Annotated in this window: 29 protein-coding genes and 1 pseudogene; 10 read left to right on the plus strand and 20 right to left on the minus strand. The window is 69.1% G+C overall.

What is annotated here, in order from left to right; all coding sequences use genetic code 11:
* Positions 1–11: 11 nt before the first annotated feature.
* On the minus strand, positions 12–1,076 hold the full coding sequence (locus GPX89_RS06860) for a cobalamin-independent methionine synthase II family protein (RefSeq protein ID WP_157355780.1): 1,065 nt from the start codon (positions 1,074–1,076) through the stop codon (positions 12–14).
* A gap of 206 nt (positions 1,077–1,282) precedes the next feature.
* Here GPX89_RS06860 and GPX89_RS06865 point away from each other — a divergent pair, with 206 nt between their 5' ends.
* Positions 1,283–1,588 carry a hypothetical protein gene (locus GPX89_RS06865; RefSeq protein WP_157355781.1) on the plus strand — a complete coding sequence of 102 codons (306 nt, stop codon included), beginning with the start codon at positions 1,283–1,285 and terminating at the stop codon, positions 1,586–1,588.
* Here GPX89_RS06865 and GPX89_RS06870 read toward each other — a convergent pair.
* The 13 genes and pseudogenes from GPX89_RS06870 to GPX89_RS06925 all read right to left on the minus strand — a co-directional run.
* Positions 1,509–2,272: pseudogene (locus GPX89_RS06870) on the minus strand (RNA polymerase sigma factor); the annotation flags it as partial. The gene GPX89_RS06865 and the pseudogene GPX89_RS06870 sit on opposite strands and share 80 nt — an antisense overlap.
* 79 nt (positions 2,273–2,351) lie before the next feature.
* Complete coding sequence (locus tag GPX89_RS06875; RefSeq protein ID WP_157355783.1) at positions 2,352–2,891, minus strand: YciI family protein; 540 nt, start codon at positions 2,889–2,891, stop codon at positions 2,352–2,354.
* A 104-nt stretch (positions 2,892–2,995) separates the two neighbouring features.
* Positions 2,996–3,367, minus strand: a complete 372-nt coding sequence (locus GPX89_RS06880; RefSeq protein WP_157355784.1) for a hypothetical protein — start codon at positions 3,365–3,367, stop codon at positions 2,996–2,998.
* A 202-nt stretch (positions 3,368–3,569) separates the two neighbouring features.
* Complete coding sequence (locus tag GPX89_RS06885) at positions 3,570–3,905, minus strand: DUF732 domain-containing protein (RefSeq protein ID WP_157355785.1); 336 nt, start codon at positions 3,903–3,905, stop codon at positions 3,570–3,572.
* A gap of 35 nt (positions 3,906–3,940) precedes the next feature.
* A complete protein-coding gene (locus GPX89_RS06890) occupies positions 3,941–5,032 on the minus strand; it encodes a glycosyltransferase (RefSeq protein ID WP_157355786.1) in 1,092 nt (363 codons plus the stop codon).
* A 66-nt stretch (positions 5,033–5,098) separates the two neighbouring features.
* Positions 5,099–6,037: an alpha/beta hydrolase gene (locus GPX89_RS06895; RefSeq protein WP_328601578.1), complete on the minus strand. Its 939-nt coding sequence runs from the start codon at positions 6,035–6,037 to the stop codon at positions 5,099–5,101.
* 14 nt (positions 6,038–6,051) lie between these two features.
* Positions 6,052–6,951 carry a PIG-L deacetylase family protein gene (locus GPX89_RS06900; protein WP_157355788.1) on the minus strand — a complete coding sequence of 300 codons (900 nt, stop codon included), beginning with the start codon at positions 6,949–6,951 and terminating at the stop codon, positions 6,052–6,054.
* A 239-nt stretch (positions 6,952–7,190) separates the two neighbouring features.
* Positions 7,191–8,222, minus strand: coding sequence for a hypothetical protein (locus GPX89_RS06905; protein ID WP_157355789.1), 1,032 nt, complete (start codon positions 8,220–8,222; stop codon positions 7,191–7,193).
* Positions 8,219–8,578 carry a RidA family protein gene (locus GPX89_RS06910; protein WP_157355790.1) on the minus strand — a complete coding sequence of 120 codons (360 nt, stop codon included), beginning with the start codon at positions 8,576–8,578 and terminating at the stop codon, positions 8,219–8,221. The genes GPX89_RS06905 and GPX89_RS06910 overlap by 4 nt, the downstream gene beginning before the upstream one ends.
* On the minus strand, positions 8,575–9,669 hold the full coding sequence (locus tag GPX89_RS06915) for an alpha-hydroxy acid oxidase (protein WP_328601579.1): 1,095 nt from the start codon (positions 9,667–9,669) through the stop codon (positions 8,575–8,577). The genes GPX89_RS06910 and GPX89_RS06915 overlap by 4 nt, the downstream gene beginning before the upstream one ends.
* Positions 9,666–9,797, minus strand: a complete 132-nt coding sequence (locus tag GPX89_RS45325) for a hypothetical protein (RefSeq protein WP_268893248.1) — start codon at positions 9,795–9,797, stop codon at positions 9,666–9,668. The genes GPX89_RS06915 and GPX89_RS45325 overlap by 4 nt, the downstream gene beginning before the upstream one ends.
* Positions 9,794–11,230, minus strand: a complete 1,437-nt coding sequence (locus GPX89_RS06920; RefSeq protein WP_157355791.1) for an amino acid permease — start codon at positions 11,228–11,230, stop codon at positions 9,794–9,796. Before GPX89_RS06920 ends, GPX89_RS45325 begins: the two co-directional genes overlap by 4 nt.
* Before the next feature lie 222 nt (positions 11,231–11,452).
* Positions 11,453–12,622, minus strand: a complete 1,170-nt coding sequence (locus tag GPX89_RS06925) for an MFS transporter (RefSeq protein ID WP_157355792.1) — start codon at positions 12,620–12,622, stop codon at positions 11,453–11,455.
* Positions 12,623–12,741: 119 nt separating this feature from the next.
* Here GPX89_RS06925 and GPX89_RS06930 point away from each other — a divergent pair, with 119 nt between their 5' ends.
* Positions 12,742–13,323 carry a TetR/AcrR family transcriptional regulator gene (locus GPX89_RS06930; RefSeq protein ID WP_157355793.1) on the plus strand — a complete coding sequence of 194 codons (582 nt, stop codon included), beginning with the start codon at positions 12,742–12,744 and terminating at the stop codon, positions 13,321–13,323.
* Between the two features lie 3 nt (positions 13,324–13,326).
* Here GPX89_RS06930 and chrA read toward each other — a convergent pair whose 3' ends face one another.
* The gene (gene chrA / locus GPX89_RS06935) at positions 13,327–14,502 is read right to left on the minus strand and encodes a chromate efflux transporter (RefSeq protein ID WP_328601580.1); all 1,176 of its coding nucleotides are present in this window, start codon (positions 14,500–14,502) and stop codon (positions 13,327–13,329) included.
* A 595-nt stretch (positions 14,503–15,097) separates the two neighbouring features.
* Here chrA and GPX89_RS06940 point away from each other — a divergent pair.
* Genes GPX89_RS06940 through GPX89_RS06950 form a run of 3 tightly spaced genes read left to right on the plus strand, consistent with a single transcriptional unit; the run spans position 15,098 to position 16,411 of the window.
* The gene (locus tag GPX89_RS06940; RefSeq protein WP_157355794.1) at positions 15,098–15,421 is read left to right on the plus strand and encodes a hypothetical protein; all 324 of its coding nucleotides are present in this window, start codon (positions 15,098–15,100) and stop codon (positions 15,419–15,421) included.
* Complete coding sequence (locus GPX89_RS06945; protein WP_157355795.1) at positions 15,418–15,834, plus strand: hypothetical protein; 417 nt, start codon at positions 15,418–15,420, stop codon at positions 15,832–15,834. The genes GPX89_RS06940 and GPX89_RS06945 overlap by 4 nt, the downstream gene beginning before the upstream one ends.
* Positions 15,827–16,411 (plus strand): TetR/AcrR family transcriptional regulator, encoded by a 585-nt coding sequence (locus GPX89_RS06950; protein WP_157355796.1) that lies wholly within the window; start codon positions 15,827–15,829, stop codon positions 16,409–16,411. Before GPX89_RS06945 ends, GPX89_RS06950 begins: the two co-directional genes overlap by 8 nt.
* A 22-nt stretch (positions 16,412–16,433) precedes the next feature.
* Here GPX89_RS06950 and GPX89_RS06955 read toward each other — a convergent pair whose 3' ends face one another.
* Positions 16,434–17,288, minus strand: coding sequence for a serine hydrolase (locus tag GPX89_RS06955; RefSeq protein WP_157355797.1), 855 nt, complete (start codon positions 17,286–17,288; stop codon positions 16,434–16,436).
* Between the two features lie 234 nt (positions 17,289–17,522).
* Between GPX89_RS06955 and GPX89_RS06960 the strand changes: the two genes are divergently transcribed.
* Positions 17,523–18,086: a hypothetical protein gene (locus tag GPX89_RS06960; protein WP_157355798.1), complete on the plus strand. Its 564-nt coding sequence runs from the start codon at positions 17,523–17,525 to the stop codon at positions 18,084–18,086.
* Positions 18,087–18,179: 93 nt separating this feature from the next.
* Here the strand turns inward: GPX89_RS06960 and GPX89_RS06965 are convergent, their stop codons facing one another.
* The gene (locus GPX89_RS06965; protein ID WP_407939336.1) at positions 18,180–18,590 is read right to left on the minus strand and encodes a DoxX family protein; all 411 of its coding nucleotides are present in this window, start codon (positions 18,588–18,590) and stop codon (positions 18,180–18,182) included.
* A gap of 132 nt (positions 18,591–18,722) precedes the next feature.
* Here GPX89_RS06965 and GPX89_RS06970 point away from each other — a divergent pair, with 132 nt between their 5' ends.
* Complete coding sequence (locus GPX89_RS06970; RefSeq protein ID WP_157355800.1) at positions 18,723–19,382, plus strand: hypothetical protein; 660 nt, start codon at positions 18,723–18,725, stop codon at positions 19,380–19,382.
* Between the two features lie 72 nt (positions 19,383–19,454).
* Complete coding sequence (locus GPX89_RS06975; protein WP_157355801.1) at positions 19,455–20,111, plus strand: hypothetical protein; 657 nt, start codon at positions 19,455–19,457, stop codon at positions 20,109–20,111.
* A 4-nt stretch (positions 20,112–20,115) separates the two neighbouring features.
* Here the strand turns inward: GPX89_RS06975 and GPX89_RS06980 are convergent, their stop codons facing one another.
* Positions 20,116–21,165: an NADP-dependent oxidoreductase gene (locus tag GPX89_RS06980; protein WP_235946679.1), complete on the minus strand. Its 1,050-nt coding sequence runs from the start codon at positions 21,163–21,165 to the stop codon at positions 20,116–20,118.
* Between the two features lie 21 nt (positions 21,166–21,186).
* Positions 21,187–21,870, minus strand: coding sequence for a TetR/AcrR family transcriptional regulator (locus tag GPX89_RS06985; RefSeq protein WP_157355802.1), 684 nt, complete (start codon positions 21,868–21,870; stop codon positions 21,187–21,189).
* Positions 21,871–21,981: 111 nt separating this feature from the next.
* Here GPX89_RS06985 and GPX89_RS06990 point away from each other — a divergent pair, with 111 nt between their 5' ends.
* Both GPX89_RS06990 and GPX89_RS06995 read left to right on the plus strand, forming a co-directional pair.
* Entirely contained in the window at positions 21,982–22,956 is a 975-nt protein-coding gene (locus tag GPX89_RS06990; protein WP_157355803.1) for an oxygenase MpaB family protein, read from the plus strand.
* 350 nt (positions 22,957–23,306) lie between these two features.
* A complete protein-coding gene (locus GPX89_RS06995; protein ID WP_157355804.1) occupies positions 23,307–23,729 on the plus strand; it encodes a hypothetical protein in 423 nt (140 codons plus the stop codon).
* An 88-nt stretch (positions 23,730–23,817) separates the two neighbouring features.
* On the opposite strand, the gene GPX89_RS07000 is transcribed toward GPX89_RS06995, so the two are convergent.
* Positions 23,818–24,558 carry a DUF899 domain-containing protein gene (locus GPX89_RS07000; protein WP_157355805.1) on the minus strand — a complete coding sequence of 247 codons (741 nt, stop codon included), beginning with the start codon at positions 24,556–24,558 and terminating at the stop codon, positions 23,818–23,820.
* Positions 24,559–24,573 lie beyond the last annotated feature (15 nt).

Here is a 24,573-nt window from a genome sequence, read left to right on the forward strand (position 1 = left end):
CCAGGTCGGCGCTAGAGGCCGAGCTGGGTGGAGGCGGCGGCGGTGCCTTCGACGCGCGCCCGGATCTTGGCGAAGGCGGTGTCACGGGAGGTGGAGACGTCGTCGCCGAAAGGAGAGAAGCCGCAGTCGTCGCAGGTGCCGAGGCGGTCGACGGGGATATGGCGGGCCGCGGTGAGGATGCGGTCGCGGACCTGCTCGGGGGTCTCCACGACGGGGTCGATCGGGTCGATGACACCGATGAAAACGCGTGCGTCCGAAGGCAAGTGGTCGGCGATCAGGCGAAGCACGCGGTCGGGGTCGGATTCGCTGGCCAGCTGTACGTAGAAGGTGCCGGCGTGCATGGTGAACAGCTTCGGAAGCAAGTCCGCGTAGTCGATGTCGAGACTGTGGGTCGAGTCCTGGTCGCCGCCGGGGCAGGTATGGATGCCGATGCGCCGGCGCTCCTGCGGGGAGAAGCGGTCCAGCACACGGTTGTTCAACTCGACGAACGAATCCAGCACGCCGCCGGACGGATCGAGCTTGAGGGACAGGCGGCCCTCGGTGAAGTCGAGCTGGACCGAATGCGCGCCCGCGTCGAGCGCGCGGCGGATATCGGCCTCCGCGTTGTCGACCAGGTCGGAGAGGAACTGCTCGCGTGAGTATCCGGCGATTCCGTCGGCGGGATAGAGCAGGCTCAGCGCCGACGCCGCGATGACCGCCTGTTTGACCGGCACCGTCGCGTACTTCTGGGCGGCGGCGAGATAGGACTCGGCGAAGGCGCCGTAGCGGAACGGCCCCGCCGTGAGCGTCGGCAGCTGCCGAATGTGGCCGTCCGCGAAGGGAATCACCACGCCCTCTGGACTCAGATTCGTCGCGCCGGCGAGCGGGTAGGTCGCGAAACTCGGTTTGCTCTGCTCACCGTCGGTGACGACGGGTGACCCGAGCGACTCCAGCTGCCCGATGGTCTCGCGCACCGCGGTGTCGTAGAGCTCGGCGAGGGCATCGTCGTCGATGCGCCCGGCGGCGTGTTCCTGAATACCGTTCAGCAGCTGTGCGGGTCGCGGAATGCTTCCGATGGGTTCGGTTGGCAACGGCATGAGCGTTCTCCCCTCGGTGTTCTGCAGGCATGGCAGAGCACGGGTACCGATCAAGTGAGTGCTGATGACTGCGAAATCGCCGCGACCTTGAAAGCGTAGCAACCAAACGGGATTCGCTGTCCGAGATCACCGAACCGAATCACTCGATACGCATGACACCCGTGGACTGCGCCGGCCCACTGAGATAGGACGTACCCGCCCCGCCGATGATCGCGCTGGCTGCCTCGGCGGCCGTCGCCGCGGCTGCCGCCACCGTCGCCGAACTCACGCTGGGTCTCGGCATGATCGTCGGATTCCGGACCCACTACGTCGCGGCGGCAATGACATTGGTACTGACCACCTTCGCCCTCGCCATGGCGACCTCGGTCGGCATCGGCTCCATGCTGTCCTACGCCGTCCCGTTCCTGGTCGCCGCGGCCGCGACGATCGAGGTCACCGGCCCCGGCCGAGGCTCGACTCTCCCAGCGACTCGGCGCGAGCGCGCAGGAACTCCCGTTCCGGGCCATTCGTAGTGAGGGCGATGGCCCGCTCGTAGGCCGCGGCCGCCTCGGCCTCGCGGCCCAGGCGGCGGAGCAGATCGGCACGGATGGCGTGGAACAGATGGTGGTCCTCCAGTGGGAGGGTCACCAATTCTGCGAGAGCTGTTGCGGGGCCGGAGACTTCGGCCAGGGCCACCGCGCGGTTGAGCAGCACCATCGGGTTGGGGGTCAGAGCCGCGAGCTGGTCGTAGAGGGCGAGGATCTGGGGCCAGTCGGTGGCGGCTGCGGTGCGGGCATCGGTGTGGACGGCCTGAATGGCGGCCTGGATCTGGTAGGGGCCGGGGTGATTTCGGCGTAGGCACTCGCGGACCAGGGCGTGGCCCTCGGCGATCAGCGCCGCGTCCCAGCGGGTGCGGTCCCGAACGGGGAGCGGGATCAGCTCGCCATCCGCGGAAGTGCGTGCGGCGCGGCGTGATTCGGTGAGGATCAGCAGCGCGAGCAGGCCCTCGGCCTCGGGCTCGTCGGGCATGAGTTCGGCGAGCACCCGGGCCCGGGCGGATCGCCTCGGCGCACAGCTCCGTCCGGGTCAGTCGGTCTCCCGCGGTGGCGGTGTAGCCCTCGGTGAAGATCAGGTAGATGACCCGCCGGCACGGCGTCCAGGCGCTCGGGCAGATCGGCGTCGGCGGGAACCCGGTAGGGGATGCGGGCGTCGCGGATCAGGCTGGCCACGGCACGACCGTAGTGCGCGGTGAAGACCGCTTCGACGGCCGCCACATCGACAGCGCCCGAGGCCATCTCAGCGGTCCTGTATCGGCCGGACCTCGATGGGCAGGCCGATGACGACCGCCATTCGCTTGCCCCAGTCCAGGGCCTCGTCGAGATCGGCGGCCTCGAGCACGGTGAATCCGCCGATGTGCTCCTTGCTCTCGGCGTACGGCCCGTCGGTGACCAGCACCTCCGAACCGTGCGCCCGCAGCGTCCGCACGGCCGAAACCGCGTCGCCGCCCAGCAGAACCGAGTTCTGCCAGGGCAGCGGCGCGGTGAGGGTGCGGGAGGCGACGAACTTCTCCGCCTTGTCCAGCACCTCGGTGAAGGGGCTGTCGGTCTGGTGCGGCCAGAACCCGTGGAAATCCTGATAGGTGCGCCGACCGAACAGCAGGGCACTGTGCGCGTGCGCGGCCATGTGCGCGCCCACGACCCGCCCCTGCACCGGATCGGCGTAGCGATGCGCCCATCCGCCGCCGGTGAATCCGCCCCGCGTGTCCTCGTCGGCCCGGCCCGGCGCCTGCATGACGCCGTCGAGAGTGAGGTTGACGACCGCGACGATCCTGCCCATGTTCGCTCCTTGGATGTGCCCGGCCGGATCGCCGGGTTCATCCTCTACACGAACGGGCTACCGCGAATACGACACCGCGAGCCGAATCATGTCGAACGCGGCCCTCAGACCTCGAGGCTCTCCTCGATGTCCTTGAGCCGATGCCGGGCCAGCGCCAGATTTCCGCGCGCCCGGTCCAGCGCGACATACAGGAACAGCCCTCGCGAGCGCCGCCCCCGCAGCGGGCGCACCAGGTGGTACTGGTTGGTGAGCGAGATGAGGATGTCCTCGATCTCCTCGTTGAGCCCGAGCTGCTCCATGGTGCGCAATTTCGCCCGCACCACCTCGGTATTGCCGGCGGCCGCGATCTCCATATCGAGAGTCTTGGTACCGCCCAGCATGCCCAGCGGCATACCGCTGCCATAGTCGACGACGGCGGCACCGAGCGCGCCGTCCAGCATCATCATGTCCTTGAGTGCAACTTCCAAGTCCGCCATGGAATGTCCTCTCCTGCGCCGTGACGGGTTCTCGCGAGCGGTGACGCTACGCCCGCCCGGCCGGCGCGGTACGAGGTTTGCTGAACAATTCCGCAAGGTATGCAATTAACAAGTTACGCAATCAGATAGGAGAGATCATCGGTGAAAAAACTGCGGGCGCCGCCCGATCCGGCAGCGCCCGCAAGCTTCCTACGACACCGGCTCAGCCGCACAGGCTCCCGGCGGCCGTGGCCGCGTCGAGGAACAGCAGGGCCTCCTCCTTCTCGGCCGCCCCACCCGGAAGCTGTTCGGACAGCTGCTCCTTGGTGATGCCCGACGCGAGCGCGGTGCAATCGGTCTTGCCGACATCGATCGCCGCCAGCTGCTGATCCTGGTCCTGCAGTAGCTCACCGTGCGCCTGCAGGTAGCTCACGAACACCTGTTCCTGTGCCGTGAGCGCCCGCTCCGCCCCGGCCACCCCGGTAGCCGCCCCCACCAGCAACGCCACCCCTGCGGCCATCACTCCGAAACCCGAAGCGAGACGGCTGTTTTTACCCACGAACTCTCCTTCAACATCGATTGAACCCGCGCAGCCTACCCCGCGAGCGCCACCAACTTCGTTGCAATGTCATCGATGCTCGGCATGGCCGCCATCTCGGCGGCGACCTCGCGGGCGGCGACGGCCAGGTTCGCGTCGTTGATCAGCCGCGTGATGTGGCCGGCGCCGATGCGGCGGGGCGGGACCGCCAGGCCGCAGCCGCGGGCGTCGATCAGCTGGGCGTTCCAGCCGCGGTCGCCGGTGTCGGGGGTGAGAATCTGGGGGAGACCGGCGCCGAGGGCGGCGTACACCGAGCCCGCGCCACCGTGATTGATCATGGCGGTGCAGGTGCGCAGGGCCTCGCTCAGCACGGTCCAGCCGACGGTGCGGATATTGGCGGGCAGGGCCGGATGGCGGGTGACCCCCTGATCCGGCCGCACGATGACGAACTCCGCGTCCACCTCGGGGGCCGCGCGCAGCACCGAGGTGAGGAACGGGGTCGCGCGGTCACCCAGCATGGTGCTGCGCGTGACCAGGATTCGCGGTCGGTCGGCGGGAGCGGTCAGCCACTCGGGCATGGGCGGGCCCGGAGTGGAGAAGGGCACATACCGCATGGGCCAGCCCGGAATCGAGACGATGCTGGGCGGGGCGATGCTCAGGGCCGCGGCGTCGCGCACCCCCGGCGCGCCCAGCCGCTCGAGCAGCCGAGCGCACACCAGCTCACCGTGATCGAGGCCGATATTGTGCAGCACCGCAGGGATTTTCCGGCGATCGCCCGCGATGGCCGCGACCGCCGCGAAGGGCTCGTGCACGATCAGGTCCGGCGCGAACCGCTCGACCAGCGCCGACACCCGCGCAGCCATCCGATCGTTCACCGATTCGAAGACCCGTGCCGCGACCGCCGGATCCGCCGACCCGGCGATCGCATTGCGGGCGGCGATGGGATGCAACGCCAAGGCCCGGATCGGAACCCGCACACTCATCGGATCCGCGACGGTCACCATCGGCAACCGCTCACCCAACACGGTCACCACCTCGTCCCCCGACCCGAACACCACCTCGTGCCCGGCCGCCCGCAGCCGCAGGGCCAGCGGCAGCATCGGGAAGGCGTGGCCGATCAGCGGGGTGGCGACGAACAACACTCGCACCCTGAAACTCGCTTTCTCCCCGACGATTTCGACTCGATGACGTACTGATGACTTCGGCTCGAGGACTCAAGGACTCAAGGCGGCGGCGAGCACCGGCCAGGCGGTGGCGAGATGGTCGCGCCAGTAGGGCCAGCTGTGGGTGCCCGCCGGGGTGAGGTCGTAGGTGGCGGGGATGCCCAGGGTCCGCAGGTTTTCGCGCAGCAGGTCGGTGCACAGGCGGGTGCCGAATTCGATTGCGCCGCCCTCGAATACGACATCCGGGAGGTCGGGGGTCGTCGCGTTCTCGTGCTCGCCGGGGAGGCCCGACGCGGCGTAGAGGTAGAGGGACTTGCCGGTGAGGCGGTCGGCGTGGGTGAGCACATCGTGTGCGGCCCAGTCGGAGTCGGTTGACGGTCCCCACATGGCGTCCGGGTCCGAACCGTCGGTGCCGACGATGTAGCGCAGTTCGGCTTGGCCGATCGCGTCGGAGGTGTTGAAGCATCCGCTCAGCGCGGCCACGCCCGCGTAGAGGTCGCCCGACCGTTCGGCGAGCATCATGGCGGCCTGCGCGCCCATGGAGATGCCGAGGACGGCGTTGCGGCCGTTGCCGTCGAATCGGGTGTTCAGCAGCGGCGGCAGTTCCCGGGTGAGCAGGGTCTCCCACTTCTGGTGTCCGCGAACGGGATCGTCGCGCTGCCAATCGGTGTAGTAGCTGCCCGCGCCGCCCACCGGGAGCACCACGTTCACGTTCTTGTCGGCGAAGAATTCGACCGCGCCGCCCTGGAAGGTCCAGTCGTTCTGGTCCGGGCGGGCGGAGTCGATGCCTTCGAGGAGATAGACGGTCGGTCGTGGCGCGTCGCGGTGCCGCGGGAGCAGGACATCGACCTGCACGGTGCCCGCCATGGCGGGGGAGCGGACGAACACCTGCAGCCAGCGATCGGTGACGCGGACGATGTGGTCTATGCGCGCGGCACTCTCGGCCCGGGCGGCCGGTGCGCCGATCATCGTGGCGAACACGAGCGCCACTGTCGCGATCCATCTCATGGCGTCCCCGTCGCGTTCGGCTGGAAGCGCCAGATGGGTTCGCCGCCGCGCACCGCGTGCGCCCGCCTCAGGATCTCCCGCACCCCGGATTCACCGCCGAGAGCCTTTGTCTGCGTGCGATATTCGCCGACGGCTCGCAGCTTGAGCCCTTCGACCGAGCCGACCGGAAACGCCGACATGCTCCACGATCCACGCCCGACCGGGACCTCGGCCAACGCGGTCGCGTCCGGTCCCCGCGCCAGCAGCGACATCGCTTCCAGCTCGACGCCGGTGCGCGGGCTCGCCCATCCGGGCGCGGACCGGTACGGGAAGGGGCGCAACCGGGAGACGGGATGGCGGCGGCGATTATGCTCCGACATCGCGTTGAAGTCCTCGTAGAACAGGATTCGCGCACCGGGCCCCGGGTCGGCTCGGTCTCGGACGGTCCACAGCGCACCCACCGCGACGATCACGTGATCCACGTGGTTGCCGATGCCCAGCGGGGCCAGCACGACCGTGTCACCGGAATCCAGCAATCGCGCGATCGCGCGCCGAACGGTCTCGGCATACGCTCCCCGCGCCAGATCCTCGGAGGTCCGGAACAACGACAGCGGACCGCGCGGCGGCGGATCCCGGAACAGCCGTTCGAACAAACCCAGCCGCCTGGGCCGCGCCCCGAGCACCGACAGCGCCCGATCGTCCTCACCCACCCGAGACGCGTAGTCCGAGAACGCTTTCTGCCGCCTCCCACCCTCGGCAGCGGTCCCCGCCGCAGAGAAGACCGTGAGCACCTCGACCACTTGTCCCCGACCCGCCCGGGCCGCGATCAACCCGCCCACCGACAGCACCGCGTCATCGAAATGGGGCGACACCACGACCAGGCGATTCGCGGCCTCGAGTATCGGGGAAAGCTCCATCGATCACACTCCTCTCGCTGAGCGAGAGGGGCCGAGCCGGTTCCAGCCGCACAGTGAACAACTTTCACCCTAACCGAACTCCCCCTTGCGGAACCGCCTCTGCCCACAAGCGCGCTGGTCTTCGTATGCCAAGGCGCTAAGGCGACAACTGATCACGCGACGGTTGGGGTAACTCCCCGGGCACCCCCAAATCGGTTCGCCACCCAACCGCCGGCACGGGTTGCCAAATGTGACGGCTCTCAGCCGTCCGCTGAAGGCCCGGAGAGGCGGGGGAGCTCGAGGATGGTGGTCACCAGCATGGTGTGGTCCTCGAGGCGGCGGCGCACGATCCAGCCGAGGTCGGCGAAGGCCTGCTCGTATTCGTGCCGCGTCCACAGGCGCACTCCGGTGACCGCGTGATAGATCTCGTAGGTGGGAGAGAACCACGGCTGCTGGGTCCACGAGGGGGCTTCGAGCAGGTAGCCGTCACCGATCACCAGCCGTCGCAGGTTGGGGAACCAGTCCATCCAGCCGCGCAGGACCGCGGCGATACCGTCACCGTCACTGGCCAATTGGTGCAGCAGGAAGAAGGACATGGCGGTGGTGACGGTGTCGCGATCGACCTCGGCCAGCCAGGCCGGTGGCGTCGGTTCGGGCTGGACCGAGCCCGCCAGCAGGGTGATGCGTTCCCCGAGGCCGCGCGCGTCGAGTTCCGCGGTGGCCGCGGCGATCACGCCGTCCTCGATGTCCACGCCGAGGAAGCGCTCCCGTTCGGCGATCCCGGCCAGCGCCGTCACCCGACCGGCGTCCGCGCAGCCGAGATCGATGGTGCAGCCGGGTTCTCCGGTCGCGATGGCATGCCCGATGGCCTCGAAGATCTCCGGCCGCCGCCGTGCGATATCGGTGCAGCCCCGGGCCACCTCCCCGGGTTCGGTGGCGGCGGGAATGTATTCGCGATGCGGACTGTCCGACAGCTGCCGGAAGGTGGGCTCCCAGCCGCGCACCGCGACCCGCACGAAGCCGCGGTTCTTGCCGACGTCGTGCCCGGTGTGGGTGAGCTGGTAGCGGTGCCCGCGCCGGACGAGGAATCCGGCGCGCACCAGCCCCTCGGCGACGGTGTGCTGAATGCCGGTGGTGGGCGCGATGGTGTTGCCGCCCAGCAGGGTGGTCCACCACCCCCAGTCGTCGGCGGCGACGATGAGCTGGCCGGCGGTCTGGCCCTCGATGACGTCTCGAATCGTGAAATCACCGATGGCGGAGTGCGGATGGACGAGCGGGGTGACTGCGGTCATGATCGATCTTCCTGAGCGGTGGCGACGGCGATCGCCTGGATTTCGATGAGCAGCCCGTCGATGGGCAGGGTGGTGACGGTGGTGATCCGCGCCGGTGCGGCCGTCGGGAAGTAGGTGCGGAAGGCGGTGTTCCAGGCCGGGAACCAGCGGCGGTCCGAGAGATAGCAGTCCAGTCGCAGCACCCGGTCGCGGCTGCTGCCCGCCGCGCGCAGGGCGGCGTCGAGCTGACGGAACACCTCCTCGGCCTGGCCTTCGAAGGTGTCGGCGAGAACGGTCAGGGTGTCGGGGTCGAGGGCGGCCAGGCCGGAGGTGAAGACCAGGCCGGAAGCGCTGCGGGCCGAGGGGAACGCGCTCATGCGGCCCGCTGGATCCGGGAGCGATCGATCGCGGCGATCGAGGGCGTACCGGCCAGGATCATCAGGGTGCGCAGTTCCTCGGTGAGCAACTCCAGCACCCGATCCACCCCGGCCTGTCCGGCCGCGGCCAGCCCGTAGATGGCGGCGCGGCCGATGATCACCGCGTCCGCGCCCAGCGCCAGCGCCAGGAACACATCGCTGCCGGTGCGAATGCCGCTGTCCAGCAGGATGGGCACCTCCGGGCCGACGGCCGCGCGGATGGCGGGCAGCATGTCCAGGCTGGCCGGAGCCGGATCCACCTGCCGCCCACCGTGATTGGACACCACCAGCGCGCTCGCGCCGATGGCCAGCGCCCGTTCGGCGGTGGCGGGGGTGAGCACGCCCTTGGCGATCCAGGGCAGGCCGAACCCGGTGGCGGCGATGGCCAGCTCGGCCCAATCCCACACCATGCCGCCGCGTTTGAGCAGCTGCCCGAACACCTCCGCCACCCCGGGCGCACCGTCCGCGCCGGTCAGATTGCCCGCGAAATGCCGCTGGTCCGGGTCGAAGCGGTTGGCCATATTGCGGGTGCGGAAACCGCCGACCGGGCAGTCCAGGGTGACGCACAGCGCCTCGTAGCCCAGCCGGGCCGCCCGCTCGGCCACCATGGCCGCGTGCCCGAAGGGATGGACCTGCGCGATGCGGGCGGCCTCCGGCGCGGCCGCCCGCACCCGCTGATAGGAGAAACTACCCGCCTCCGGCACGACGGACAGCGCTCCCCGGGCCTGCGCGGCCCGGGCCACGGCCGGATGCCCCTCGGCGTGGAACAGTGCGTCACCACCGAACGGCGCGGTGAGAATCGGTGTCGCCAAGGGCATTCCGAGAAACTCGGTGCGAGTGGAGGGCGCGCCCACCCCGCTCATCGGCGCGGGCAGGATCCGCCACCGATCGAACGCCGCCCGGTTCTCCCGCAGCGTGATCTCCTTACCCGCCCCGCCCTCCACGAAATCCAGCACCTCGGCGGGCAGGGCGGCCGCGGCGGCGCGATGGATCTCGTCCAGCGTGCCGAAGTCGACGCGAGTGGGATAGAAGCTGTCCAGTTGCGCGGTCACGCGGCACCTCCGGCGGGAACGGTGGACGGGGCGGGTGTCTCCGGCAGATCGGGTGCGGCGCGGTGGAGCTCATCGGAGCCACCGAAATCGACGTGGGCAAGATTGCGGCTGTCCGGCTGAGCGGTCACGCCACACCTCCCGCGGGCAGAGCGGCGGTGTCGGGCAGGGCGGCGTCAGGGGCAGCGGGCGTCGGCGACATCGCGGGCTCGGACGGAGTCGTTGCCGAGGCTTCCAGCACCGAGGTTGCGTGGCGGCGGCCGTAGAAGAGGTACAGCGCCAGTCCGGCAGCACTCCAGATCACGAAACGCAGCCAGGTCAGCGCCTCGAATGTGGTTGCCAGCCAGATACATCCGGCGATGGCGCAGACGGCCACGGCGGGCAGGAACGGGACCCGGAAGGGGCGCGGGCGGTCGGGGGCGGTGCGGCGCAGGAGCAGCACGCCCAGGGCCACGATCACGAAGGCGAACAGCGCGCCGATATTGACCAGTTCGGCCACCGTGCCGATGGGCAACAGCCCCGCGACCACGGCGACGACCGCGCCCAGCAGCAGGCTCAGCCGTACCGGGGTGCCCCGGGAGCCGGTGTGACACAGCGCCTTCGGGACCATGCCGTCGCGGGCCATCGCGAACACCAGCCGGGTCGGGCCGTAGCAGACCATGAGCAGGCCCTTGGTCAGCGCGATCACCGAGGCGACCAGGATGACCTTGCCGATCCATCCGGCCCCCACCGCCGCCAGCGCGGTCGCCACCGGCGCGGCATTGCCGAGGGTGGAATACGGTGCGACACCGGTCAATACGGCGCTCACGGCCACATACAGGCCGGTGGCGATGACGACCGAGCCGATGATGCCCCAGGGCAGATCACGGCGCGGATCGCGGGTCTCCTCGGCGGAGGTGGCGACGACGTCGAAACCGAGGTAGGCGAAGAAGGCCAGCGCCGCCCCGGCGGCGATGCCGTGCACGCCGAACGGCAGGAACGGTGACCAGTTTCCGGGATGCAGATGCGGTGCGCCGACCGCGACCACGAGAATGAGAACGCCGATGGTCAGGGCCACCAGAGTTTTCACCACGACGGCGGTGAGTTTGACCTCCAGCACCAGGACGCTGACCAGTACGGCGACAATCAGGACCGCGGGCAGATTGATGACGCCGCCGTCGCTCGGCCCGGCGGAAATCGCTTTGGGCAGCGTCACTCCGAACAGTGAATTCAGGGTCGCTCCGAACAATCCGGACCAGCCGATGGCGATGGCCGAAGCCGCCACCGCGTATTCGAGCAGCAGATTCCAGCCGACCAGGAACGCGGGCACCTCGCCGAGCGTGCCGCGGGTGTAGGTGTAGGCGCTGCCGGACTGCGGTGTCATGGAGGCGAGTTCGCTGTAGCACAGCGCCACCAGCGCGCAGATGGCCCCGGCCAGCACGAACGACAGGACGATGGCCGGACCCGCCTTGGTCGCGGCGGCGACGCCGGTGGTGACGAAGATGCCCGCGCCGACGATGGTGCCGACCCCCATGGCGATGAGATCCACACGACCGAGACTGCGGGTGAGTGTTTGTGTTGCCATTGCTGGAATCCATTCGGAGAGAATGTCTTTGAAGCTGATGTATTCCAGTGAAATGGTTGGAGTTTATGTGCCGGTGAACTCGCGTAACGACTTCGTTTCGTTGAATTCGGATGTGGCGATTCTGAAATTGTCGGCGGGCGTGCGTAATTGCGCGCGTTCGGCAATTGGCGCGCGGAAATAACGGTGGGTGTTTTCAGTTTTCGAATATGACGGTCGGTGAAATTATGCGGTTGTCGAGATCTGCTGAGCGGGAAGGGAGTCCGCGGCGCGCGCCGTTGCGCGCCGGCGGACGACTGTGGTGGCCGTGGCCGCCAGGACGAGGACGGCCGCGGCCGCGAGCACGGCGTCGCGCATGGACGCGACCGTGGCGATGGCCCCGAGCGCGAGCGTCGAGACGGCGGCGCACGCGTAGGCCACGCCCGCGAAGCGGGATGCGGACCGGGCATGCTGGTCGGGAGGTGTTGTGGCGCTGACGATCCGGAGCCCGGCGCGATAGGCGAGGCCCTGTCCGCAGCCGGCCACCGCGCCCGCGCACAACAACAGCGCCAGGTTCGGTATCCAGGACACGGCCGCGCCCAGCGCGACACCGGCGATGATGATCCACTGTGCCGAAACCGGCTCGGCGGCAAGTCTGTTCGGCGGTATCGCGCGCTGCGCCAGCCAGGCGGTCACCAGGTAGAGCGTCACCGGCAGGGCCAATATCGCGAGGTTCGTGGTGCCCAGCAGTTCCGCGCCGTAACTCGGCAGCAGTGCGACCACCAGACCCGCGGACACCCACGCGGCAATTCCACTGAGGTATCCGACGATCGGCGGCTCGAAGGCGGTCGGCGCGGGCGCGCCGGTCCGGCCCTGGGAAGCCGGTCGGACCGCTCGGTCACCGAGGACCGCCACGGCGACCACCGCGAGCAGCGCGGCATGCGCGAGGTACACCGTCACCCCGGGCGCGGGCAGGTACTGCGCGACGACCGCGGCCGCGATCGTCCCCAGCGCCGAGCCCAGCACGGTCGCGACCGCCATGGCCGTGCGCCCGCCTTCGCCCTTGCGCTCGAGGATCAATCCGGCCAGTGATCCGGTCACCAGCCCCACCGACACTCCGGCGCAGACCCGCGCCACGACCACCGGCCACGGCGAATGCGCCACGGCCATGGCCGCATCCGCGGCGACGCCGAATCCGCTGCCCGCGCCGATGCGCCACCACCAGGACCGCCGTGAGGGCGGCGTGCCCAGCAGCGACAGCGTGGGGGTGAGCGCGAACAGGTAGGCGGCGAAGATCGCCGTGATGAGCAGCGGCGCGAGCGTCCAGGCGTGCCGGTAGTACGGCATCATCCCGGTCGCCATGTTCGGCTGCGCCATGATCAGCACCAGCAACGCACCCGGCGCGGCTGTCCGCATCGCGGCCTCCTAAGTGAGGAGATCTTCTCTGTTAGAGAATACGAAACTGAGAAGAACTTCTCTACTCGAGTGCCGCGCGACGATCATGACCGCTGTTCGCGCAGGATGGAGGCGTGCCCGTGAACACCCGCAGTGACGCCCAGCGCAGCCGAGTGCTGCTGGTCGACGCGGTCCAGAGCCTGTTGCGCACCGGCCGGATCGGTTTCTCCATCCCCGAGCTCGCCACCGAGGCGGGCGTGGGAGTCGCGACCGCCTACCGGCATTTCCCGACCCCGCAGGACGCGCTGCAGGCCTTCCATCGCCGGGCCATCGAGCAACTGGTCGACGCGCTCGCCGCGGTCGACGCCGGGCCCGACCCGGTCGACCGCTTCCACCGCTGCTGCCGCACCTGGGTGGACCAGGCCGCGCAGTGGGGCCCCGCGGTCCGCTACATCCGCAGCTCGAAGGGCTTCATCGAACGCCTCACCGCCGGAGACGAATCCATCACCGCCCTGCACGACATGCTGGCCGGGGTGTTGAACTCGCTTGCCCTGCAAGGCAAGACCACCGAGTACGACCTCACCTACGCGGTGCTGCTGTGGATCACCATCTTCGACGAACGCGTCGTCTACGACCTCACCGAACACCGCGGCTGGACCAACGCCGAGGTGACCGATCACCTCACCCGCGCGGTCGCCGGAGCCCTCGGCATCACGGTCTGACGGCTAGCCGACGGGCCACCCCGCCACCGCGGCCGCCAGCCCCAGCAGCCCGGCCCCGAGCAGTGCGCTCACCACCGCGCGCCGCGCGGCCAGCAGCCACGCCGCGGCCGCCCCCAGCACCGCGAACTGCCAAAGGTGGTGCAGTGCAAGCGTGAGCGGGATCGCGGACCCGGCGATCGCCCCGATGACCGCCGGTCCCGCCCCGGTGAGGAACGCCTGCACCCGCCGATCGGCCCGCAGCCGGTCGAAGTGGCGGCCGCCCGCCAGCACGAACACGAACGAGGGCGCGAAGGCGATCGCGGCGGCCAGCAATCCGCCCGGCACGCCCGCCGCGGCGTAGCCGACCACCGCCACCGTCTGCACCACCGGTCCCGGCGTGATCTGGCCCAGCGCAACGGCATCGAGGAACTGGCCGTCGGTCATCCAGTGGTAGTGGCCGACGGCGTCGGCATGCATGAGCGGAATGATCACGAAGCCGCCGCCGTACGACAGCGCGCCCACCTTGAACGCCACCCACGCCAGCGCGGCCAGGCCCCCGGCGGTGATCCCGGACGCCGAGGCGAGCGGCACGGCGGCCACGGGACGGCTGGGCAACCCGACCCGGATCGCCACCTCCAGCAGGCCCGTCCCGATCAGGACCAGCACCAGCCACGGCCCGAGCGGGGCCGCGGCGGCGAGACCCAGTGCGGCATAGGCGATCCAGCGCAGCCGGGCCGCCCGCAGCGTCCCGGCGCGCGCCCAGCTCGCGGGGATCAGCCCGACGGCGGCGTGCACCGCCACCGCGGCCACCGCGGCCCCCGCCCCGGCGGCGGCGCCGTGCACCCACCTCGGGCTGTCGGCCGCCAGGAACACCGCGGCCAGCACCAGGATCAGCGCCAACCCCGGTGCGATGAAACACAATCCGCCGACCATCGCCCCGGCCGTACCGCGCAACCGCCACGCCGTGTAGATCGCCAGCTGCGTCGACGCCGGTCCGGGCAGCAGGTTGGTCGCGGCGATGCCGTCCTCGAACTCGGTCGCGCCGATCCATCCCCGCCGCTCGACGCACAGCTCCCGCAACAGCGCGATGTGCGCGGGCGGCCCACCGAAGCCCAGGCACCCGATGCGCCCCCACTCGCGGGCGATGGTCCGCAGCGTCACCGGCCGGGCGGCAGCCGACTGCGATGCCGAATCGCCCACGCCGTGCCCCTTCTCTCGAATCGAACGTCGAAACCGACGGCTGACCCTAACCGCACCGCACGCGTATCGCCCGACACGGTGTCGAGACACCTTCCTGCCTGCCGCTTGCCCACTCGCGTCCTGGCTGAGGCTCGGCCATGCCGCCGGCGGATGAGGCGCGGTCCGGATCGCCGAACAGGCGGGATTCGACGCGGTCGAACTGCATTTCGGCCACAACTATCTGGTCAGCTCGTTGCTGAGCCCGCTGATGCCGCTTCCGACCGCGCGCCCCGCGCTCGCGCCGAGCAAGCTGTTCAGCCCGTTGGCCGGCTCGCTGATCCACCGCCTGGACACCGCCGACACCGTGACGGCGACCCGGTAACCCGCCCGAGCGGCCACCCGGAGACTGTTCGGCGCTCGACGGATTGCCCGCTCGGTTCGAACGCGCACGACAGCGTGGCCCCGAGGGGATCGCGAGCGGTGGCAGCCCGGGGCGGCGGCCGAGCGGCCGCCGCGTGTGCGATCTCCGTCGGCACCTTGGAAACCATACGAGCGTATGACACACTGAGCTCTGAAATAGTCAGTCCAACGTACATTCGTATGAGGGGTGGGCGAGATGTTCCGAGTGTTCGAACTGCTGGGGCTCTTGGCTCCGGCGGCCGGGGCGGCGCTGGCGGTGTACTACCGGCGCCGCCTCGGCGGGGCTTTTCCGTACGCGGTGGCCGCCGCGGTGATCGCGCTGGGCGGATCGGCCGTGGCCCTGATCTCCGAGCGCACCCTGTGGCTCGGCGGGGACGCCGAGGGCATGAGCGAGCACCTGGAAGTCGGTGCCGCCCTGCGGAATCTGCTGCTGATCGTGGCCTGGGTGCTGCTGCTGGTCGCCATCGCCCGGCATCGGCGCACGGCGGACTCCGAGGCGGGGACGGCGGTGCGGCGATGAACGGGGCGACGCTGTTCGGCGCGAGCGAGATCGCGGTCGCGGCGCTCGCCGTGGGCACCATGATCTTCGGCCTGTCACTGGCCCGACGGCATCCCGCGGCGGGTTGGTCGAGTGTGGCGGGAGCGTGCGCGTGGCTGCTCGCCGAGGGGGCGTTCCGGATCCAGTCCTCGCTGATCATGCCCCGGCTCGCCGGCCACGAGCACGAATCGGCCCGCCTGATCGTCGGCATGCTCGGCGAGGCGGTGTATTTCGGGCTCGGCGGCATCGGCATACTGCTGTTGTTCCTGGCCGCCGTGGCCGACCGCGCCCCGAACTCGGATCAGCGTCCCGAACCGGTCGCGCTGGCGGGCAAGCTGGCCGGACAGGCGTGGCGCTACTACTCCGCACGCAATCAGAGAGGACGCCGTGGCTGACCGTCGCCCCGCCGAAACCACCGACCGGCGTGGTCAATTGCTGGAACGCCTCGCCGACGCCATCGCCGAGACCGGCATCGAGGGCGTCAGCATTCGCGATCTCGCCGCGCGGGCCGGGGTTTCCATCGGCACGGTGCAGTACCACTTCCCGACCAAGACCGAATTGCTGCTCGCCGCCTGGCATCACGTGCGCGCCCAGGCCGCGGAGCGGTTCCTGCGTTCGGGTGTGGCCGAGTTCCCGCCACGAGATCAGCTGCTCAGCCTCACCGAGCTGCTGCTCCCGCCCACACCCGACGATCGGCTGACCCGGGTGTGGCTGGCCCTGGTCGCGCGGGCCGCGCACGACCAGCAGATCGCCGCCCTGCACCGCGAGCAGTGGCGCGAGACCGAGGACCTGCTGACCCGGGTGCTGACCCGGTCCGCGCCCGCGCGCGAGGCCGAATCCCGGGACGCCGCAACCGAACTGCTGGCCATGCTCGACGGCCTGGCCATCGCCGTGGTCACCGAACCGGATCGGGTCTCGCCCGAACACGCCCGCCGCCTCGCCCGTAATCGAGTGCGGCAGTGGCTGGATTGAGCGACGGCGACGGCTCGGCGCGCTACTTCAGCACCGCGTGTAGTAGCTGCACCCCGGCCGTGAGCGCCGTGCCCGCCGCCGCCCAGCTGGTGCCCGCGGGCTGGGTGGACAGCACCACCACGGCGTAGCGGTACGGCTGATCGGGGGAGGGACCGACCAGGCCGGTGGTGTCGAGGGTGGTCGAGGTGTACAGGTCCATCCAGCCCTGTTTGACCGCCCAGCTCGCGCCGGTCAGCGCGTCGGGGATGCCGAAGTACTGGTCGGTGCCGTCGGCGGCGGTCTGGGAGGTGTTGTGCAGCGCGCCGAGGATCAGATCGCGGGCCGAGGCCGGGATCTCCGTGGTGATGTAGTGGAAGACCGACACGACATCGCGTGGCGTGGTCTGGGTTTCGCCCCACTGGGCGATATCGTCGGGCGCGGTGGTGGCGGTCAGGCCGATGTCGCGCACCGTGCGGTCGATGATGGCGTCGTTGCCGCCGTTGTCCCACAACACGTCGGCGATGTCGTCGTCGCTGGTCGAGAGCATCTGGGTGATCTGGTCCGCGGTATCGGAATCCGGCTGCCAGTTCTGGCTTTTCAGCGTGTCCAGCGCGATGAGCAGCTTGACCACCGAGGCGGTGTAGAACTGCTGGTCGGCATTGAGGCTGGCGATCGGCGTACCGGTGGTGGTGTCCACCACGTCGATGCCGACGCTGGTGCCGGGCGAGGCGGCCTGGATGGCGGCCTGCATCTGCTGGGCGATGGCCGTGACCGAGATGGGATGCGGGGCAATGAGCGTCGTCGTGGGCGGCGGTGTCTCGGGTATCTGGCCGAGACCGGCCTGATCCTTTGATGTGGCCAGGGCGCGCGGGGCGCCCAGGACTGCCAAGGAGATCACGGCGACGAAACTGCCGGCCGCGATCCAAGTCCACCGAGCGTGCGGTGAGCGGGCCTGAATCGGGGTCATAGTTCAATACATCGACACGAACCTCGAGACATTTCCACCTGAACGCTGTCAATTTCCTGTTAACTGCGGATCGATCTGATTGCGGTTCGGAATCGGTTCGGACCAGCTATTTTGTCGCGAACTAAGATCACTGGTGGGTCGGGCTTCATCCCGATGGAGACAGTGATGGGTACTAGCGGTGAGATTCTCCGAAAAGCCCTCATAAAATGCCTCGCCCCCCTCGGTTTCGGGGTGCTGGTCCTGGCTGTCCCGGTGCTGGCCCACGCCGGCGCGGACTACGGCAACGGTTGTGTTCTGTTCTCCGACAACACATCAGCAACTGTGGACTCTTTGCGGTTCAGATGTAACCCCGCGCAGCTGAACGCGATCTACCGGGATGCCCCGCGCGGGGACGTCCCGATCGGCGCGAAGGACGGCTGGGTCGCCTCGCCCCGCGAGATGCAGTCCTGGACGCCGCTGGTCTGGATCGGCAAGGACTTCTACACCGGTCCCGCGGGCGGGTATCTGCTCAACCGGCTCACCGCCGGGATCGAGGCGTGGCCCGCGAACGTCTTCGCCGGTCCCTCGGTCGTGGACGGCGGCCCCGCCTGGATCCTCGACTACGCGCCCTCACCGACCCCGCAGCTCTACGACGAGATCCGCGAGGTCACCCCGGGCGTTTGGTTCGGCTACTCGTGGATGCGCCAGGGCGGCGGCTTCGCCGAACAGCTGAGCTTCATCCTCGCCTGACCCGGTCGGCGCCACTCCTCAGGGCGTGTACGCAGCGGCACTCGAATGTGCTGCTGACCAATCCGATTCGTGAATCGTGACCGCTGCGGTCGATCACCGCGCGGTGCGGTAGACCTTGCGCGCGGTCGTCACCAGCGGGATCTGCAGCGGGAGGCGCAGCAGGGCACCGATTTTCAGCGGCATGGGCTTGTCGCTGTTCCACCACTCGTAGGCCATCTGCAGGTTGCCTGGGAAGACGGCGAGGAAGACCAGCACGGCGAGGCGGGCGCCGAGGCCGCGAGTGCGGGGGACCGCCAGCAGTGCGCCCGCGGTCAGTTCGGCCGCGCCCGAAACCTGGGTGTAGGTACGGGGTTTGCCGGGCAACTGGGGTGGTATCAACGCGTCGAACGGCTTCGGGGCGACGAAATGGAGAGTGCCCATGCCGAGCAGCAGGCCCGACAGGGCCAGAGCACGGGGTCGGGCGCCGGTGCGGCCGGACGGATCTGCTGCCATGCGCTGCAGCATAACTGGTCGGTATGTATTGTCCGACCGGTCCCGAGTTTCCGCGTTTCTGCCCGGTGTGTCGTCGTGGTTGATGGCCGATCGCCAAGTGGTAACGCACAATTAGGCTGCTATCCGGCTCGAGCAGGGGAAGTTATGAAGGCGCACAAAGGGCTTGCCGTGGCCCTGTTGGTCGTGGGATTGATCGCGGGTTGCTCGAAGGAAGAGGCCAAGCATCCGGCCAACGCCCCGGCGCAGGAGGTGGGTCCACAGCCCGCGCCCAAGGAGAAGGCCGGCACGATCCCGGTGGGCCCGGGGCCGCAGGGCACCTACACCGTGGCCGCCCAGCCCGCACCCGGCAGCTGCCACTACCGCTACACCTCCGACAAACAGCCGCTGCCCGACTCGAACTGCACCCCGGGCGCGACGAATCCCAAAGTGAGCGCGGCGAATCTGGCCGACACCATCTGTAAATCGGGGTACACGACCTCGATTCGGCCCAACACCACGATCACCAATCCGGAGAAGGCCGCCAACATCAAGTCCTACGGCTACAACGGCGACCCGCGCGATGCCGAATACGACCACCTGATCTCGCTGGAGCTGGGCGGCGATCCCAATGACCCGCGCAATATCTGGGTCGAACCGCCGTCACCCGGTCACCAGAACGGCAACGGGCCCAACAATCCCAAGGACGGCGTCGAGTCCAAGCTGCACACCCTGGTCTGCAGCGGCAAGGTCGCGCTGCTCGACGCCCAGGTCGCCATCGCCACCGACTGGACCACCGCGCTCGCCAAGGTCGGCTTCCCCAGCTGACGGGCGCGCCGCGCTCGGCGTGGCGGGCGGAAAGGCCCTCGGGACCGGTGCCCGCGGGCCTACCATCGAGCGATGTCAACGCCGCAGGACGGCTCGACGATGATCGAGGGCCGGGTCGTGCACAAGGTGAACAACGCGCTGCGCATCACCTTCAACGCAGGGCCCGGTGATCCGCTGGCGGTCGGCGTGCAGGGTGCGGGCAACGGGCTGGGTGCGAAGGCGGCCATCCTGTTCGGATTCAAGAACGGCGGCACCGGCAAGCACCGCATCACCTACGCGGACGGGTCCGTGGTGTGGGTGGAGTCCCGCGACTCCGCACCCACCGTGCTCAGCCGCGGGGACGGAACCGCGCTGGGCACCATCCAGCGCGCCGACACCTCCACGGCCGTCGGGTCCACGGCGGGAACGCTTTTCCACTTCGTGCCCGATCCCGACGAACCCCGCACGCCCGAGCTGTTCCGCATGCTGGTGCTCGACCGCATGGGCGCGGAGACCGGCCGGCTCGACGTGGTGCGCACGGCCGGCGGCTGGACCGTGCGCCGTCTCGTCGGCGACCTCTACGACGAATCCTTCTGGTGGGATCGGGCGGGCCAGCCGCTGCCCATCCCGATCCTGGGCACCCGGCTGTGGCTGAAACACCCGCTCGACTCGGTGGAGCGGGACGTCCTGCTGGGTGCCTGCGTCGACATCACCCTGGGACTGCGGCCCTATGTCGCCGCCATGAAATAGGGCCTCAGTCCGCCACTTTGATGACCAGCTTGCCCAGGTTCTTGCCGGTGAGCAGGCCCTGGAACGCTTCCACCGTGTGATCGAGGCCGTCCACGACGTCTTCGAGGTAGACCAGCTTGCCCTCGGCGATCCACTGCGCCGCGGCCGGATAGAACTCACCGGCCTGATCCCAGAAGTCGGACACGATGAAGCCGCGCACGGTCATGCTCTTGCGCAGGATGTTCGACATGAACAGCGGCAGGCGGTCCGGGCCGGGCGGGAGGTCGGTGTCGTTGTAGTTGGCGATCAAGCCGCACACCGGGATTCGGGCGAACTGGTTGAGGCGGGGGAGGACGGCGTCGAACACCGCGCCGCCGACATTCTCGAAGTAGACGTCGATGCCGTCCGGGGTGGCGGCGGCCAGTTGTTCGGCGAAATCCGGTGCGCGATGGTCGATGGCGGCGTCGAAACCGAATCGCTCCCGCAGCAAGGCCACCTTCTGCGGGCCGCCCGCGATGCCGACCGCCCGCGCGCCCTTGATCTTCGCGAGCTGACCGACGGTCGCGCCGACCGGACCGGTGGCCGCGGCGACCACCACGGTCTCACCCGGCTGCGGGCGGCCGATCGTGAGCAGGCCGGTGTAGGCGGTCATGCCGGGCATGCCGAGCACCCCGAGCGCGGTGGTCAGCGGCGCGGCATTCGGATCCAGCTTGCGCAGGGCGCGGACGCTCTCGACCGAATGCGTCTGCCAGCCGCCGTAGCCGAGCACGATATCGCCGGGGCTCAGGGCGGGATCGGTGGATTCCAGGACGCGGGAGACGGTCGCGCCGCACATGGTGCCGTCGACCTCCACGGGTGCGGCGTAGGAGGGAGCGTCGCTCATGCGGCCGCGCATGTACGGGTCCAGCGACAGATACAGCGTCTGCAGCAGTGCCTCGCCCGGTTTCGGCGGCTCCAGCTCGACGGTCTCGGTGCGGAAATTCTCCTGCTGCGGCATGCCGATCGGGCGCGAGGCCAGGACTATGCGGGTGGACTTCATCGTCGGTACGACCTTTCGATGGGCGAATCCCTCCATTCTGGACATTGTGGACCGGGGTCAGGAGTGTTCCGCTCGCCAGGTGTCGAAACTCGTCATGATGTGGTGGCGGACCGTCGCCCAGTCCGGGACCAGGCTCGAGGCCGCGGGGACCGAGGCGGTGAGCAGGACGCCCGCGATGGTGATGACGGTCAGGCGCATCCAGTCCCGCGCTCCCGGGCGGTCGGCGAGACCGCCGAGCACGCCCCGGGCGACCGCGAAGACGGTGGCCTCGAGGTGCTCGACGAGATGCGCCACGGTGGCCGTCATTTCGGGGTCGGTGCGGGCGGCGGCCAGGAATTCGAAGCCGACGCTCACCGGTGCGACCTGCGCCAGCGTCCACAGCTCGTCGACCAGCACGCCGACGCGTTCTCGGTCGGAACCCTCGATGGTGGAATAGGTTTCGACGACCGCCTGGGCGGTGATATCCGCGACCCGGCGGATCGCGGCGTCCAGCAGTTCGGCGCGGGTCGGGTAGTAGTGTTGCACCGCGCCCTGGCTCACCCCGGCGCGTTCGGCGACCCCGCGCGTGGTGGTGGCGGCGTGCCCGTTCTCTATCAGGCTGGCGATGGTGGCGTCGAGAATCGCGACCCGGGTGTCCTCCCGCTGCTCGGCCCGGCTGCGGGCCTTCGGCGGCTCGTCCGGGTCGGCCTTCGCGGGCCCATCTGCTCTGTCGCGCTTGCTTTTTCCCGTCGTGACCGGCACGGCCCCACGATACCGTTCGTGCAACGAACAAGTCGGCCGACTTGTCAAGTCGTGCGACTGATCAATACGCTTGTCCCACAGCCGATATGGAACACGACGAGGTGATCTTCCATGGCATCCCAGGACATCCGCATCTGGCGGCGCGGCCCGGCCCCCACCCCCGCGACCCCCGCCGACCCCGGCTACTTCGGCCCCGGCTCCCAAGTCTGGCGGGTGCTCCTGCACCCCGCCGTCACCCCCTTCCTGGCCCCCGTGACCGCCCTGCTCGAACTGCCCCACATCGGCATGCAAGCGGTCATCCTCGACCACGACCCCCTGGCCGTCACCAGCCGCACCCACCGCGCGATGAGCCCGATCATGGCCGTCCGCCGCGCCCAGCGCACCGTCGGCGTCCCCGTCCCGATCATCCTGGGCGACAAGCCCACCGCCGACCGCATCGCCGCCCACCTGCGCCGCTACCACCGTCCCATGACCGGCACCATCCCCGGCACCGCCGAACCCTACGCCGCCGCAGGCCCCGAACTGGTCCTCTTCGCCCACGTCACGATCATGCAAGCGGCCCTGCTGGTCTACGAGCACTTCGCCTACGAGGGCCTGCGCCGCCCAGCGCGGCTGACCCCCGCCGACCGCGACCAGTTCTGGCTGGAAGCAAAACAATTCGGCATCCTGATGGGCGCGAACCCCGACGAAATCCCCACCACCTGCCACCAGGTGGCCACCTACTACGCCTCGATCTCCCACCGCTACGGCGTCATCGAATCCTTCGGCCCCGACCTGGCCGTTACCCCGGTCCTGTCCCTGCTACGCGGCTTCGGTCCCGCCCAACTCCCCCAACTGGCCCCACTCCTCTTGTCCGCCTTGCTGACTCCCCAACTAATGGCCACCCTCCCCCGCCCGGCCCGCCGCAACCTCGGCATCCCCACCTTCCTCGACCCCCTCCTCAACCTCTCCCTCCGCCTGACCCGCCCCACCCTGCGCGCCTTCACCATCCACCGCTTCGCCACCGCCCTCGAACTCCGCATCAGCGGCCCCGACGCCGCATCCCTCTCCGCCCACGCCCGCCGATTGCAGGCCGCCGTCGCATAGAAGAATGCCGGCCCATCCCCGGCCGACCGACGAGCGAAATATTTCTGCCATTACCGATATAGTCAAACTATGGGAACTGAGGGAAAAGGTCAGACGAAGCCACTGAAGACCACCATGTCGACGTTGTCGACCACGCGTGAACGTTTGGCTGACCTCGCACAACCCGAGGAAACGGTCGATCAGACTCTCAACCGGCTGATGGACGTCTACCAGTCGGTTCGCTCTCGTGCCCGCACGGCTTGGGAGACGCGCAAAGCCGCTGCCCAAGCAGATCCTCAGGCTTGGGCAGCCGGGGCGCACCTAGCTGACATGCTGACCGACCGCGCCGCCGCGCGGCGGGCGGCCCGAGGGTGACCAATACGGGCTATGTCCTCGACGACACTGTTCTTCACGCTTATGCGCACGGTTCCTTGACCACGACCAGCCTCATCGTCCATCTCACCGAACGTGACGTTCGTATCGCCATCCCCGCTCTCGCATTGTCTGCCAGCAAAGCGCGTTTGAACGAGGATCAACGCGAAAGCCTCGATGGCGTGATCGACAACAACGGGCTGATCGAGCTGGCAGGCTTGACTACGCTCGCCGACACCAATGAGTTGGCCGACATTCTCGCCGCGACCGATCACCTTGATATCGCTGCTGCGCAGATGATTTCGGTGGCCCGTCACTTCGACTGGGAGATCATCACCCACGACCGTGGCCGGTGGCGGCAAATCGAAGAAGCGCTTCCCTGGCCGATCGATCTCGTCGAACTGAGCAACGAAGGTCCCTGACTTCCACCCACCGCCTGGACTACATGCGTTGCGGTACCAGAACTTCGAGAAGTCCTGTGCCGCAATGCATGCTCGTAAGTGGAGGTGGTCAGGGGGAGGGTGGGAGTGGGGGGTTCCAGGTGTCGGCGGGGGAGGGTGGGGAGTCGGGGTATTCGTCGTGGCGGTGCCACCAGGCGTAGGGCGGGGATTGGGGGTAGTCGGGTGGGGAGTCTTCCCAGGTTTCCTGGCGGCCGAGGGCGGTGATGTCGAGGAGGGTCCAGGTGTTGCCGAGGGCGGAATCGCCTCGGGTGGTGAGGAAGTAGGTGCGGAAGATCTGGGAGTCGACTCGGATGAAGGCGTTGGTGCCGTGCCATTCGTCGACGCCGAAGTCGGTGTCGAAGGTGTCGGTGATGGTGTACCAGGGCATGGTCCAGTCCATGCGCTTCTTCAGGCGGGCTATGTCGGGTTGAGGGGCGCGGGAGGCGAAGACGAAGGTGGTGGAGCGGGCGTTCACGTGGGCGAGGTTGCCTATGTGGTCGGCCATCATGGAGCAGCCGAAGCACGCTTTGCCGAGGTCGACGCCGGCGGTGCCCTCGGGGGCGCCGTGCACGCCCGGGTCGAAGAAGGCGCGGTAGACGATCAGCTGGCGACGGCCTTCGAACAGGTCGAGGAGGGTCATGCGGCCTTCGGGGCCTTCGAAGGTGTACTGCTTTTCGACGGGGAGCCAGGGCATTCGGCGGCGCTGCGCGGCCAGCGCGTCCTGCGCGCGGGTCAGTTCCTTTTCCTTGACGAGCAGCCGCTCCCACTCGTCCTGCCACTCCTGCGCTGTCACAATCCTCGGTGCTGTCATCGGAATGTCCCATGG

It is taken from the genome of Nocardia terrae (genome assembly GCF_009760405.1).
GTDB lineage: Bacteria > Actinomycetota > Actinomycetes > Mycobacteriales > Mycobacteriaceae > Nocardia > Nocardia terrae.